The organism is Janibacter sp. Soil728, assembly GCF_001428305.1.
In the GTDB taxonomy this organism is placed as follows: Bacteria; Actinomycetota; Actinomycetes; order Actinomycetales; family Dermatophilaceae; genus Janibacter.
Genome location: NZ_LMRZ01000004.1, coordinates 675,351 through 688,511, shown reverse-complemented (window position 1 = coordinate 688,511; position 13,161 = coordinate 675,351). Strand labels below are relative to the sequence as shown.

Annotated in this window: 15 protein-coding genes; 3 read left to right on the top strand and 12 right to left on the bottom strand. The window is 69.7% G+C overall.

The window, feature by feature from the left end; all coding sequences use genetic code 11:
• Positions 1-220: 220 nt before the first annotated feature.
• From era to ASG73_RS10065, 5 genes are read right to left on the bottom strand one after another with little or no spacing between them, the layout of a single operon-like run.
• Complete coding sequence (gene era, locus ASG73_RS10085) at positions 221-1,156, bottom strand: GTPase Era (RefSeq protein WP_055994129.1); 936 nt, start codon at positions 1,154-1,156, stop codon at positions 221-223.
• Positions 1,153-2,445: a hemolysin family protein gene (locus ASG73_RS10080; RefSeq protein ID WP_055994127.1), complete on the bottom strand. Its 1,293-nt coding sequence runs from the start codon at positions 2,443-2,445 to the stop codon at positions 1,153-1,155. The genes era and ASG73_RS10080 overlap by 4 nt, the downstream gene beginning before the upstream one ends.
• Positions 2,445-2,915, bottom strand: coding sequence for an rRNA maturation RNase YbeY (ybeY, locus tag ASG73_RS10075; RefSeq protein WP_055994125.1), 471 nt, complete (start codon positions 2,913-2,915; stop codon positions 2,445-2,447). The genes ASG73_RS10080 and ybeY overlap by 1 nt, the downstream gene beginning before the upstream one ends.
• Positions 2,912-3,964, bottom strand: a complete 1,053-nt coding sequence (locus ASG73_RS10070) for a PhoH family protein (RefSeq protein WP_055994123.1) — start codon at positions 3,962-3,964, stop codon at positions 2,912-2,914. The genes ybeY and ASG73_RS10070 overlap by 4 nt, the downstream gene beginning before the upstream one ends.
• 20 nt (positions 3,965-3,984) lie before the next feature.
• The gene (locus ASG73_RS10065) at positions 3,985-4,731 is read right to left on the bottom strand and encodes a 16S rRNA (uracil(1498)-N(3))-methyltransferase (RefSeq protein ID WP_055994121.1); all 747 of its coding nucleotides are present in this window, start codon (positions 4,729-4,731) and stop codon (positions 3,985-3,987) included.
• An 84-nt stretch (positions 4,732-4,815) separates the two neighbouring features.
• Here ASG73_RS10065 and ASG73_RS10060 point away from each other — a divergent pair, with 84 nt between their 5' ends.
• Entirely contained in the window at positions 4,816-5,217 is a 402-nt protein-coding gene (locus ASG73_RS10060) for a peptidoglycan-binding domain-containing protein (protein WP_082567134.1), read from the top strand.
• 51 nt (positions 5,218-5,268) lie between these two features.
• On the opposite strand, the gene dnaJ is transcribed toward ASG73_RS10060, so the two are convergent.
• Together dnaJ and hrcA are read right to left on the bottom strand one after the other, a co-directional pair.
• Positions 5,269-6,393, bottom strand: a complete 1,125-nt coding sequence (dnaJ, locus tag ASG73_RS10055; RefSeq protein ID WP_055994118.1) for a molecular chaperone DnaJ — start codon at positions 6,391-6,393, stop codon at positions 5,269-5,271.
• Positions 6,394-6,450: 57 nt separating this feature from the next.
• A complete protein-coding gene (hrcA, locus tag ASG73_RS10050) occupies positions 6,451-7,488 on the bottom strand; it encodes a heat-inducible transcriptional repressor HrcA (RefSeq protein ID WP_055994116.1) in 1,038 nt (345 codons plus the stop codon).
• Between the two features lie 141 nt (positions 7,489-7,629).
• Between hrcA and ASG73_RS10045 the strand changes: the two genes are divergently transcribed.
• Positions 7,630-8,508, top strand: coding sequence for a DUF3097 domain-containing protein (locus tag ASG73_RS10045; protein WP_055994114.1), 879 nt, complete (start codon positions 7,630-7,632; stop codon positions 8,506-8,508).
• A gap of 225 nt (positions 8,509-8,733) precedes the next feature.
• Here ASG73_RS10045 and fabG read toward each other — a convergent pair whose 3' ends face one another.
• Genes fabG through hemW form a run of 3 tightly spaced genes read right to left on the bottom strand, consistent with a single transcriptional unit; the run spans position 8,734 to position 11,370 of the window.
• Entirely contained in the window at positions 8,734-9,489 is a 756-nt protein-coding gene (gene fabG, locus ASG73_RS10040) for a 3-oxoacyl-ACP reductase FabG (RefSeq protein ID WP_055994110.1), read from the bottom strand.
• Between the two features lie 53 nt (positions 9,490-9,542).
• A complete protein-coding gene (locus ASG73_RS10035; RefSeq protein ID WP_055994108.1) occupies positions 9,543-10,193 on the bottom strand; it encodes a trimeric intracellular cation channel family protein in 651 nt (216 codons plus the stop codon).
• Positions 10,186-11,370 (bottom strand): radical SAM family heme chaperone HemW, encoded by a 1,185-nt coding sequence (gene hemW, locus ASG73_RS10030; RefSeq protein WP_055994106.1) that lies wholly within the window; start codon positions 11,368-11,370, stop codon positions 10,186-10,188. Before hemW ends, ASG73_RS10035 begins: the two co-directional genes overlap by 8 nt.
• 36 nt (positions 11,371-11,406) lie before the next feature.
• On the opposite strand from hemW, the gene ASG73_RS10025 reads away from it, so the two are divergent.
• Complete coding sequence (locus ASG73_RS10025) at positions 11,407-12,180, top strand: tyrosine-protein phosphatase (protein WP_055994104.1); 774 nt, start codon at positions 11,407-11,409, stop codon at positions 12,178-12,180.
• A gap of 32 nt (positions 12,181-12,212) precedes the next feature.
• On the opposite strand, the gene ASG73_RS10020 is transcribed toward ASG73_RS10025, so the two are convergent.
• The gene (locus tag ASG73_RS10020) at positions 12,213-12,686 is read right to left on the bottom strand and encodes a hotdog fold domain-containing protein (protein WP_055994102.1); all 474 of its coding nucleotides are present in this window, start codon (positions 12,684-12,686) and stop codon (positions 12,213-12,215) included.
• Between the two features lie 66 nt (positions 12,687-12,752).
• Positions 12,753-13,157, bottom strand: a complete 405-nt coding sequence (locus ASG73_RS10015) for a VOC family protein (RefSeq protein ID WP_200946745.1) — start codon at positions 13,155-13,157, stop codon at positions 12,753-12,755.
• Positions 13,158-13,161: the final 4 nt, after the last annotated feature.

Sequence of the window (13,161 nt, the reverse complement as noted above, 5' to 3'; positions counted from 1 at the left end):
CGGCACGTGCGGTCCGGAGATCGGTGGTTGCGTAGGTTCAGTCACGTCGGGTCAAGCCCCGGCGTCAGGAGCCCGCCCGGGCCGCTCCTCCCAAGTTTCGGTCGTTGCGAGTATCAGTCGTTGAATATCAGCAGCAGCGCTAGTGGCAGCATGCTGGCCAACCATCCACTTTGACCCACGGAGCGGGTCTCACCCAAATGCCCGTAACCGACTCGTGACCTCAGAAGCCGAGGCGCTGCAGCTGCTTGGGGTCGCGCTGCCAGTCCTTGGCGACCTTGACGTGCAGGTCGAGGAAGACCTTGCTCCCCAAGAGTTTTTCGATGCCGGCCCGGGCCGTCGTGCCCACCTCGCGCAGGCGCGAACCGCCCCGGCCGATGATGATCGCCTTCTGGCTGTCACGCTCGACGAAGACATTGACCCGCACGTCGAGCATGGGGTCGTTCTCGGGTCGCCCCTCGCGCGGCACGATCTCCTCGACGACCACGGCCAGGCTGTGTGGCAGCTCGTCGCGGACGCCCTCGAGCGCCGCCTCCCTCACGAGCTCGGCGATCATCTTCTCGTCGTCCTCGTCGCTGAGCTGGCCCTCGGGGTACAGCGCCGCCGGCGATGTGGGCAGGTGAGCGCACAGCAGACCGAAGAGCTCCTCGACCTGGTCTCCACGCACGGCCGAGCAAGGGATGATCGCCGCCCAGTCCCCCAGCTTGTCGATGGCGATGAGGTGCTCCGCCAGCCGCTCTCGGTCAACCTTGTCGCTCTTGGTGGCGATGGCCACCACCGGCACACGCTTGGCCCGCTGCAGCTCGGCCAGGTCCCGGGCGATGTAGGTGTCGCCCGGCCCGACCTTCTGGTCGGCGGGCAGACAAAAACCGATGACGTCGACCTCGAGCAGGGTCTCGCGCACGAGGTCGTTGAGTCGCTCACCCAGCAGCGTGCGCGGCCGGTGCAGCCCCGGGGTGTCGACGAGGATCAGCTGCTGGTGATCCCGGGTGACGATCCCACGGATGGTGTGTCGCGTCGTCTGCGGCTTGCTCGAGGTGATGGCCACCTTTTCGCCGACGAGGGCGTTGGTCAGTGTCGACTTGCCCGCGTTGGGACGTCCGACGAGGCATGCAAAGCCTGCGTGCCACTGGGTTGCGTCCGGCTGGTCCACGGTCATGCCTCGATCTCCTCGTGCTCGCGCCCGTCCTGCGTCGACTGCGTGGAGACCTGCTCGACGATGACGGTGGCGATGCGGTGTTGTCGTCCGGACATCTTCTCAGCCGTGAGGGTCAAACTGCCCACCACGCACTGGGTGCCGATGATCGGCACGCGTCCGGTGACCTTGCCGATGAGTCCGCCGACCGTGTCGACCTCCTCGTCGTCGAGCTCCACGCCGTACAGCTCGCCGAGATCGTCGATGTGCATCCCTGCAGGGACGCGGTAGCGGCCGCCTCCGAGGTCCTGCACGCCGGGGCCCTCGCGGTCGTACTCGTCGGTGATCTCCCCGACGATCTCCTCGAGGATGTCCTCGATCGTCACCAGACCGGCCGTACCGCCGTACTCGTCGACGACGATCGCGGCATGCGTCTGGTCGCGCTGCATCTCGCGCAGCAGGGCATCGACCGGCTTGCTCTCGGGGACGAAGGGGGCCGGTCGCATCAGGGCCGCGACCGGCAGGTCGCGCGCGTCGTCGTCGGCGATCAACCGGCGCACGACGTCCTTGAGGTAGAGCAGGCCGACGATGTCATCGCTCGACTCACCGACGACCGGGACCCGCGAGAAGCCTGATCGGATGAAGAGATTGAGTCCCTTGCGCGCCGGCTTGTCCGACTCGATGGTGATCATGTCGGTGCGCGGGACCATCACCTCGCTGGCCATCGTGTCCCCGAGCTCGAAGACCGAGTGGAGCATGTCGCGCTCCTCGTCCTCGATGATCGAGGACTCCCCCGCCAGGTCGAGCAGGTCACGCAGCTCCGCCTCCGAGCGGAAGGGTCCGTCGCGGTAGCCCCCGCCGGGCGTCACGGCGTTGCCGAAGGACACGAGCAGGCGCGCGACCGGACCGAGCACGCGCCGCAGCCCGATGACGAAGGGGGCCCCCGCCAGCGCGATCCGGGTGCTGTGCTGCTGCCCGAGGGTGCGCGGCGAGACCCCGACGAGGACGAAGGTGACGACGACCATGATCGCGGCGGAGACGAGCAACGCCAGCCAGGTGCGCTCCACCTCCTCGACGACGACGAGGGTGGTGAGCACCGCGGCGGTCGCCTCGGCGACGGCCCGCAGGAAGGCGAGGACGGAGATCGGCCCGGCGCTGTCGGCCAGGATCTCGCGGAGGGCGGGCGCCCCCCTTCGCCCCTCGCTGTCCGCCTGCTCCGCGGCGACCCGCGACGCCGACCCGATCGCTGCGTCCACGAGAGTGAGGACGAAGGCGACGACGATCGAGACGATCGCGCCGATGATCAGGGTCATCACCCGGAGGTCTCCCTGCCACGGCTGGCCAGGAAGGTCAGGAGGAGCTGACGCTGCAGCTCGAACATCTCCTTCTCCTCGTCGGGCTCCGCGTGGTCGTAGCCGAGCAGGTGCAGGATCCCGTGGGTCGTGAGCAGCAGCATCTCCTCGATGGCGGCGTGACCCGCGGTCACGGCCTGCTGCTCGGCGACCGACGGGCAGACGACGATGTCGCCGAGGACGCCCTCGGCTGAGGTCTCGCCCTCACGCCCCGGACGCAGCTCGTCCATGGGGAAGCTCATGACATCGGTGGGCCCGGCCAGATCCATCCACTGCTCGTGCAGGACGGTCATCGTCGGCTCGTCGACGAAGCGGATGCACAGCTCGGCCTGCGGGTGGACCCGCATCTGCTCGAGCACATAACGGCTGAGCTCGATGAACTCGACCTCCGCGACGTCGTGATCGGTCTCGTTGAGCACGTCGATGCTCATCGGTGGTCCCCCCTGGTGGCGTCATAGCGGTCGTAGGCGCCGACGATCTGCTGCACCAGGCGGTGCCGCACGACGTCGGAGGCCTCGAGGTGGGCGAAGTGCACGTCGTCGACATCGACGAGGATGCGCTGGACGACCTTCAGGCCCGACTCCATGCCCCCGGGCAGGTCGACCTGGCTGGTGTCGCCGGTGATGACCATCTTGGAGCCGAAGCCGAGGCGGGTGAGGAACATCTTCATCTGCTCGGGCGAGGTGTTCTGCGCCTCGTCGAGGATGATGAAGGAGTCGTTCAGGGTGCGCCCACGCATGAAGGCCAGTGGAGCGACCTCGATCGTCCCGGCCGCCATCAGCCGCGGGATCGTCTCCGGGTCGATCATGTCGTGCAGCGCGTCGTAGAGCGGGCGCAGGTACGGGTCGATCTTGTCGCCCAGCGTGCCGGGCAGGAAGCCCAGCTTTTCGCCGGCCTCGACGGCCGGGCGGGTGAGGATGATCCGGTTGACCTGCTTGGCCTGCAGCGCCGCGACGGCCTTGGCCATCGCCAGGTAGGTCTTGCCGGTTCCGGCCGGGCCGATACCGAAGATCACGGTGTTGTCGCCGATCGCGTCGACGTAGTGCTTCTGCCCCAGCGTCTTGGGGCGGATCGTGCGTCCTCGGTTGGAGACGATGTTCATCGTCAGCACGTCGGCGGGCCGCTCCCGGGTCTGCCCGCGCAGCATGGTGATCGAACGCTCGACGGCGTCCTTGTTGAGTGGCTGGCCGGCCTCGACGATCTCCATCAGCTCATCGAGGAGACGGTCGATGACCTCGAGGTCGCCGCTCGGGCCGAAGAGCCGGAACTCATTGCCCCGCACCAGGATCTCGGTCTTGGGGAAGGAGCGCTCCATGGTGCGCAGCAGCTCGTCGGTCGCGCCGAGGAGGTTGACCATGGGCACGTTGTCCGGCATGACGATGGTCTGCTGGACGCTGGCCGGGTTGCCCGGGGCGGCGGCACGCGGGTCGTCGGAGATCGCGTCGAGGGCGCGCAGGTCTGGTGGGTCTGATCGAGGCATCGTGGCGCCAGTCTACGGGCTCAGCGCCACCGGGTTTCGGCGCTGAGGACGGCGATGGCTGCCGGCCCCGCCGTGGAGGCACGCAGGACCTGCGAGCCCAACCGCACGGGGGTTGCTCCGGCGGCGACGAGGCGGTCGACCTCCTGGGGCGAGATCCCGCCCTCGGGTCCGACGATCAGGAGGACCTCCCCTTCGCTCGGCAGGGCGGCCGTGGCCAGCGGGGTGGTGGCGTCCTCGTGCAGGACGAAGGGGGTGACCCCCTCCTGCGCGCACCGCTGCGCCAATGTCGAGCTCGACTCCAGCCCTTCGAGGACCGGCCAGCGACCTCGGCGCGACTGCTTGGCGGCGCGCTCGATGACATTGGTCCACTTGCGCAGCCCCTTGTCCGCCTTGGGGCCCTTCCACCGCACGATCGAGCGGTCGGCCTGCCACGGGATGATCCCGTCGACGCCGAGCTCGGTGGCGGCCTCGACGGCGTCCTCGTCACGCCCGTCCTTGGACAGCGCCTGCACGAGGACGAGGCGAAGGGAGGGTGCCGGCTCGTCGGCCCGCGAGCTGATCCGCAGCCGTACCAGATCACCGGAGACGGCCTGGGCCGTGGTGAGGGCGCGGGCACCCTGCCGGTCGGCGACGAGCACCTCCTCCCCCACGGACAGGCGCACGACGGTGGCCGCGTGGTGCGCCTCGGGCCCGGTCAGGTCGACGACGTCGTCGACCCCGAGGCCGTCGAGGGTTCCGGGGTCGACGAGGAAGAGCGGGGCGGTCATGGGTCCATCATCCCGCGCGCATCCCCTGCACGTTGTCCGGACCTGTGATCAACTGCGGCCACAACATCAGGGGAAAGGATTGCCATGTTTCGCAAGAGGGCCATTTCTGTCGTGGGTGCCATCGCCGTCTTCACCACGCCGTTCGCCATGACAACCAGCGCAGAAGCCGCCACGGCTCCGTGCCGCCAGAACGTCTACGGGTACGGGGGGTACGGCACCTGCATCAAGGCGATGCAGGTGCTCATCAGCACGTCGTCACACAACTACTACACACGCTCGGACATCGGCACCGTGATCGCACGGGACGGTTCCTTCGGTTCCCGGACCCTGTGGGCCGTCAAGAAATACCAGTCGATGAACGGCCTCGTCGTCGATGGACGGGTCGGATCGAAGACGTGGCAGAAGTTGTGCGTCTCGGGCCATTACTGGGGCGACAACATGACGCTCAAGTCCCAGCTCAGGTGGGCCCAGACCTACGCCTGCTGAGTTCCACGGGTCGCCGAGCCAGCGTCGCCTCTGTGCGGAGGCAACGCTGGCTCAGCGGCCCTTGAAGGCGTGCCGCAGGCGGCCGACGAAGCCGGAGTCGACGTCGTCGAGCTCGCCGTCGGGCTGCTCCTCGTCACGGGCCCGCGCGAGGTCGCGCAGCAGCTGCTCCTGCTCGGCGTCGAGCTTGGTGGGGGTGCGCACGTCGATGTGGATGACCAGGTCGCCACGGCCCTCGCGACGCAGATGGGTGACCCCCAGACCGTCGAGGACGATCGTGTCGCCCGGCTGGGTGCCGCGCTTGATGGTGATCTCCTGCTCGCCGTCGAGGGTGCCAAAGCTCATCTGCACCCCGAGCGCGGCTGCCGTCATCGGGACCGCGACGGACGCGTGCAGGTCGTCACCGCGGCGGGTGAAGGTCTCGTGATCGGCCACGCGCAGCTCGACGTAGAGGTCGCCCGCGCCACCGCCACCGGGACCGACCTCCCCTTCGCCGGCGAGGTGGATGCGGGTGCCGGAGTCGACACCGGCGGGGATGCGGACCTTCATCGTGCGGCGGCTGCGGACCCGGCCCTGGCCGGAGCACTCGTGGCAGGGGTTGGGGATGACCTCGCCGAAGCCCTGACAGGTGGGGCAGGGACGGCTGGTCATGACCTGACCGAGGAAGGAACGTTGGACCTGCTGGATCTCACCACGGCCACCACAGGTGTCACAGCGGCGGCGACCGGTGCCGGGCTGGGCACCGTCGCCGGAGCACCCGGTGCAGACCACGGCGGTATCGATCGTCAGGTCCTCCTGGCCGCCGAAGACGGCGGTCGCGAGGTCGATCTCGAGCCCGACGAGCCCGTCCTGCCCGCGCGAGGCGCGCGAGCGGGGGCCGCGGCCTCCGCCGCCGGCGCCCTGGCCGAAGAACTGCTCCATGATGTCGCTGAAGGTGAACCCGGCTCCGAAGCCGTCGTGGGAGCCGCCGTAGGGATCGCCACCCCGGTCGTACTGCTGACGCTTGGCGTCGTCGGAGAGCACGTCATAGGCCTGCGAGACCTTCTTGAACTGCTCCTCGGCCTCGGCACCCGGGTTGACGTCCGGGTGCAGGGTGCGGGCGAGCTTGCGGTAGGCCCGCTTGATCTCCTCGGGCGTGGCCTCGCGGCTGACGCCGAGGTCCTCGTAGTAGTCGTTCACGCGTGACGTCCTCGTAGGTCGTGGTTCGGTGTGCTGGGTGTGCGGTGCGGGCGCCGGTCAGGCGTCCACGATCCGCGAGAGATAGGCGGCGACGGCGCGTACCTGTGCCATCGTCGCCGGGTAGTCCATACGGGTGGGTCCGAGCACCGCGACGGCGCCGACCTGCTCGTCGCCGGAGCCGTAGCCGGAGGTGATGAGCGAGGTGCTCTGCAGACCGGAGACGGAGTTCTCCGAGCCGATGCGCACCGTGACCCCCGAGAGGTCCTGGGTGGCCTCGGCGCTGAGGAGACGGAGCAGCACGACATGCTGCTCGAGGACGTCGAGCACCGGCTCGAGCGTCATCGGGAAGTCGCTGGAGCTGCGGGCCAGGTTGGCCGTGCCGGCGAGCGTCACCTTGGTCGCGCGCTCCTCGGCCAGGGCCTCCTCGATCGAGGCCAGGACACCCGCCGTGAGGGCGTCCTCGGTGTCGGCGTCCTCGTCGTGCAGGGTCGCGAGCGAGGTCAGGGCATCGGCCAACCGCCGGTCCCGGGTCGCGGCGTTGATCCGCGCACGGGCGCTCGCCAGTGCGGCAGCCCCGTCTGGGGTCATGTAGTCGATGCCGATCGGGATGATGCGCTGCTCCACGCGACCGCTGCCCATGATGACGACGACCATGAGCCGGGTCTCGCTCATCGGGACGAGCTCGATGTGCTTGACCGTGCTGCGGGTGAGGGACGGGTACTGCACGACCGCGACCTGACGGGTCAGGGTCGACAGCAGGCGCACGGTGCGGTCCAGGACGACGTCGAGGTCGTCGGCGCCCTCCAGGTAGTCGGTGATCGCGGCGCGCTCCCCCTTCGACATCGGGCGGACAGCCGCCAGACGGTCGACGAAGAGGCGGTAGCCGGCATCGGTGGGGATGCGCCCGGCGGACGTGTGCGGGGCGGCGATCAGACCCTCGTCCTCGAGAGCCGCCATGTCGTTGCGCACGGTCGCCGCGGAGACGTTGAGCTGGTGGCGATCGAGCAGTGCCTTGGAGCCGACGGGCTCCGAGGTCTGCACGTAGTCCTCGACGATGGCGCTCAGCACGGCCATGCGGCGCTGCTCCTGGCTCATCCCGACCTCCCTTCGACAGACGCGATCGGACCGCTGGCACTCGGTCCACCTGAGTGCCAAGTCTACGACCGTCGCAGGCATTCCCCTCAAATCCGGCGTGCCGACCCCGCGGCGGGCCACACTTGCGCCTACGGTCCCAGCGTGAGCGATCGATATGGCAAGGATGTCCTCTCCGGCGACTGGAAGTCCAAGGGGAGGCTGTCGCGACCCACATCCCGGGCCCTGGAGGCCACCCGCGGGACCGTCGTCGAGGACGTCGAGACCGGGTGGGTCGGCGCCGTCGTCTCGGTGGAGAAGTCCGGCGGCGTGCACGTCGTCCATCTCGAGGACCGCCGGGGCAGGGTCAAGGCCTTCCCCCTCGGCCCCGGCTTCCACGTCGACGGGCGCCCGGTCTCGCTCACCGCGCCCAAGGGGGCCCAGCGCGCAGCACTCGCCACCGCCCAGCAGCAGTCCTCGCGCACGGCGAGCGGGTCGGTCGCCGTCCACGACGGCAAGGCCAAGGTCGCTCTCGCGTCACGGATCTTCGTCGAGGGCCGGCACGACGCCGAGCTCGTCGAGAAGGTCTGGGGTCACGACCTGCGTGTCGAGGGCGTCGTCGTCGAGCCACTCGACGGGGTCGACGACCTGGCCGCCGCGATCCGCGACTTCTCCCCCGGCCGCGGCCGACGGATGGGTGTGCTCGTCGACCACCTCGTGCCCGGCAGCAAGGAGTCGCGCATCGTCGCCGAGGCCAACAAGGTGGCGCCCGACCACGTGCTCGTCGTCGGGCACCCCTATGTCGACGTGTGGCAGTCGGTGCGGCCGCAGCGCCTGGGCATGGAGGCCTGGCCGACGGTCCCCCGCTCCGTGGAGTGGAAGAAGGGGATCTGCGCGCACCTGGGCTGGGCCAACGAGACGCAGGCCGACATCGCCCGGGCCTGGAAGCAGATCCTCGGAACCGTCCGCTCCTACGCCGACCTCGAGCCCGCGCTGCTCGGGCGCGTGGAGGAGCTCATCGACTTCGTGACCGCGCCGGAGTAGCCCCACTTCGGGTGAAGGGCAACGACGGCGCCGCCGACGCGGCCGACCGGGGTCTCCTCGGTCTCTGGGCGAGGAGACCTCGACTGGAGCGCTCAGGAAGTTACTTGCGGGTACGACTACACGCTCCGGACAACGTGAAAGGGAGAACCCCGGAAATCCGGGGTTCTCCCTGTGCTCTTCACCGAAACATGTCGTCGTACCCGCACGTAACAACGGGTGAGGCGATCAGTCGCGCGGGCCACCGGCGACGTAGATGACCTGGCCGGAGACGAAGCCGGCCTCCTCGGACAGCAGGAAGGCCGCGGTCGCGGCGATGTCCTCGGGCTGGCCGACGCGGCCGACCGGGGTCTCCTTGGCCGCGTGGGCGAGGAAGTCCTCGAAGGGCACACCCATGCGCTCGGCGGTCGCAGCCGTCATGTCGGTCTGGATGAACCCGGGGGCGATGGCGTTGGCGGTCACGCCGAACTTGCCGAGCTCGATGGCCAGCGTCTTGGTGAATCCCTGCATGCCCGCCTTGGCGGCCGAGTAGTTGACCTGCCCGCGGTTGCCCAGGGCGGAGGTCGAGGAGAGGTTGACGATGCGGCCGTACTTCTCCTGCGTCATGTGCGCCTGGGCGGCCTTGGTCATGAGGAAGGCACCACGCAGGTGCACCGCCATGACGGAGTCCCAGTCGTCGACGGACATCTTGAAGAGCATGTTGTCGCGGATGATGCCGGCGTTGTTGACGAGCAGCGTGGGAGCGCCGAGCTCCTCGGCGATGCGGGCGACGCCGGACTCGACCTGCTCCGGGTCGGACACGTCGACGCCGACGGCGAGGGCGGTGCCGCCGCCCTCGGTGATCTCGTCGACGACGACCTGGCAGGCCGACTCGTCGAGGTCGAGGACGGCGATGTGGTGGCCCTCTTCGGCGAGGCGCAGGGCGATGGCCCGGCCGATCCCGCGGGCGGCTCCGGTGACGATGGCAGTACGAGTCGTGGTCATGCCCTCATCGTGCGTCACCGATACCCGTGAGTCACTCCCAGTCCGAGGACCGGTCATCGGCGGTGGACCCGACTCGGCTTCCACCTGGGTTCGGTCGGCAGCATCCAGCCACGCTTGCGGGCGAGCAGACAGACCCCGCCACCGACGAGCAGCGCGCCGAGCGAGGCCAACGGGCCGTCCGTCGCCAGGTGGAGCAGCACCAGGGCGGTTCCCCCGGCGAAGGCCGCCGTGGCGTAGAGCTCCGAACGCTGCAGGATCACCGGGACATTGCCGAGCATCATGTCGCGCACGACACCGCCACCACAGGCGGTGAGCACACCGAGCAGGATCGCCGGCAGCCAGTGGATGTCGTGGAGCAACGCCTTCTGCGTACCGACGACCGCCCACGTGCCCAGGGCGATCGCGTCCACCCAGGGGAAGGTCTGGCGCCAGCGTCGCCCCTCGAGCGGGACGAGGTAGGCGATGACGGCGGCGACGAGCGCGACCGTGAGATACCGCAGGTCGGTCAGGGCCACCGGTTGCACGTTGAGCAGGACGTCGCGGATCGCCCCGCCACCAAGGGCCGAGATGATCGCCAGCACCGTGAAGCCGACCGGGTCGAGCTGGTAGCGGCGCGCGACGGCACCACCGAGCAGGCCGTTGGCCAGGACCCCCAGCAGGTCGAAGAACGCGATGAGGTCCGGGATCTGCGGCACCTCAGGCATCGCTCACCACGACGGGGTCGGGCTCACCAGCGATGAGCTGGTGGACGACGGTGTCCGCGAGCAAACGGCCTCGGCGGGTCAGCACGACGCTCCCGCGAATCGCTGCACGGCCGTCGACGAGGCCGTCCGCGACGAGCCCGGCAACCGCCCTTCGCCCCTCTGCCCCAAGGAGATCGGTCGAGAGTCCCTCGCGCAGCCGCACCCCGAGCAGGATCTCCTCGTCGGCGCGCTGCTCGAGCGTGAGCTCTTCGCGCTCGGCCTCTGGATGGTCCTCGGCAAGACCCTTGGCCCAGGTCGCCGGGTGCTTGAGGTTCCACCAGCGCGCACCGTCGACGTGGCTGTGGGCTCCGGGCCCGACACCCCACCAGTCGTGGCTGCGCCAGTAGGCCTCGTTGTGCCGGCAGCGGTCGGCCCCGGTGCGCGCCCAGTTGCTGATCTCGTACCAGTCGTACCCGGCGGCGGCGAGCAGCTCGTCGGCCAGCTCGTACTTGTCGGCTTCGTCGTCGCCCGTGGGCATCGGCAGCTCGCCCCGGCGCACGCGGGCGGCCATCTTGGTGCCGTCCTCGACGGTGAGGGCATAGGCCGAGAGGTGGTCGGGCTCCAGGGCGATGGCCGTCTCCAGCGAGGTGCGCCACTGCTCCAGGCTCTCCCCCGGCGTGCCGTAGATGAGGTCGAGGCTCACCGAGAGCCCGGCGGCGCGGGCGGCGGCCAGGGCCCGCGCGACGTTGGCCGGGTCGTGGGTGCGGTCGAGCGTGGCGAGCACCTGGGGCACGGCCGACTGCATGCCGATGCTCACCCGGGTGAAGCCGCCCTCGGCCAGGGTCCGCAGCGACTCCTGCGTGACGCTGTCGGGGTTGGCCTCGGTCGTCACCTCGACGTCGTCGGCCAGCCCCCAGCGCTCGCGCACCGCGTCGACGAAGCGCACGAGGTCCTGCGGCGGCAAGAGGGTCGGTGTCCCGCCGCCGACGAAGATCGTCGAGACCGGCGGCGCACCCGGCACGGACCGGTGCGCGAGGTCTAGCTCGAGGATCGCGGCGTCGACGAAGGTCGCGACGCTCGCTCCCTTCGCGCCGCCCACGGGGCCGAGCTCGGTGGCGGTGTAGGTGTTGAAGTCGCAGTACCCGCAACGGACCGTGCAGAAGGGCACGTGGAGGTAGATGCCGAAGGGGGGACGCACGCGGCCATCCTCCCACCCTGTGGCTACGGTGGGTCCATGACCCGATGGATCGACCTCGATGGCGTCGTCAACATGCGTGACCTCGGTGGTCTGCCCACCCGCGACGGGCGGCGGACCCGGGAGGGGCGGCTGATCCGCAGCGACAACCTGCAGGACCTGAGCGAAGGGGACGTCGCCCGCCTCATCGACGAGGTCGGTGTGACCGACGTGGTCGACCTTCGCAGCAATGTCGAGTACGAGGTCACCGGGCAGGGCCCGTTGCGGGCCACTCCGCTGGTGCACCACCACTTCAGCCTGCTCGCCGAGGACCAGGACCCCGACAAGACCGTGGAGGAGGCCCTCGCGCTGCGGTGGGGGCAAGAGGAGTCGGCGCCACGCGACGGTGCGTTCTGGGGACGCCACTACACCGGCTACCTCACCAAGCGACCGGACTCCGTCGCTGCGGCACTGGCGGCAGTGCGGGACAGCGCGGGCGGGGCCGTCGTCCACTGCGCCGCCGGCAAGGACCGGACCGGGACCGTCGTCGGGATGGCGCTGTCCGTCGCAGGTGTCCCGGAGGAGGAGATCATCTCCGACTACGTGCGCACGGCCGAGCGGCTGGAGCGGATCATGGAGCGACTCGTCCGGGTCGAGCCGTACAACCGCGCCCTGCCGACGCACACCCTCGAGGAGCAGCTGCCCCGCGCGGAGTCGATGGAGGCGGTGCTCACCCATCTCGACGAGGGGTACGGCGGCGCGGTCGGGTGGCTCACGGCCAGCGGATGGACCGATGCCGACGTCGAGGCGCTGCGCGTGCACCTGACGGCCTGAGCCTCAGGCGAGGAACCCGGACGGGCGCAGCGTCAGGCCTTCTTCGGCTTCTCTGTGACGTAGACGGGGATGACGCCCTCGACCACGACCACGCCGTCGGTGCGCACGGCCTTGACCTTGATGTCCACGTCACCCGGCGTGGCCGCCCACTGCGCGGGGTCGGTCTCGGCGATGCAGAGCAGGTCGGTCGTCGACTTCGCGAGGTAGCTGACCTGCAGCCCGCGGGGCAGCCAGCGCTTGTCGGCCGGACAGGTCGCCTCGGCGACCAGGCCCATCGCCGCCTCCAGCCCGTTGCACACCGCGATCGCGTGCAGGGTGCCGATGTGGTTGTGCACCCGCTTGCGGTTGCGGATCGACAGCTCGGCGTAGTTGGGCCGGACCTCGCGCACGAGCGGACGCACGGTCGCGAAGTACGGCGCCTTGACGCTGTAGAGGAGGGAGAAGATGCGCTTGCCCGCCGGGAGCTTGGCAACGCGCTGGTAGAGGTCGAAGGTCTGCTGGGCCATGGGAGGCACCCTAGGCTCGGGCAGCCTTGCGCCGGAAGCCCTCACGACGTCGGCTGCGTCACGCGGCTACCCGGCGTAGGTGCCGAAGCTCCATGAGTTGCCCTCGGGGTCGAGGATGCTGAAGCCGCGCGAGCCGTAGTCGCTGTCCTCCATCTGCCGGGTGAACCTGGCACCCGCCGCCTCGGCGCGGGAGTGCACCGCGTCCGGCTCGTCGGTGACGACGTAGAGCATCGCCCCACCGACCGGCATCGTGAAGTGCGGGTCGTTCGGACGGGCGCTGGAGATCATCACCCGGCCCCCTTCGGGCCAGAGCATCTCGCTGTGCTGCACGATCCCGCCCTCGCCCTCCACGAGGATCCCCTCGGTGAACCCGAGGGCGAGCAGCCACGCGCGCAGGGCCAGCGGATCGGTGGCGGTGATGCCGCTCCAGATGTCGTGGTCGGTGCGGGAGTCCATCTCGTGGGTGTCCATGACC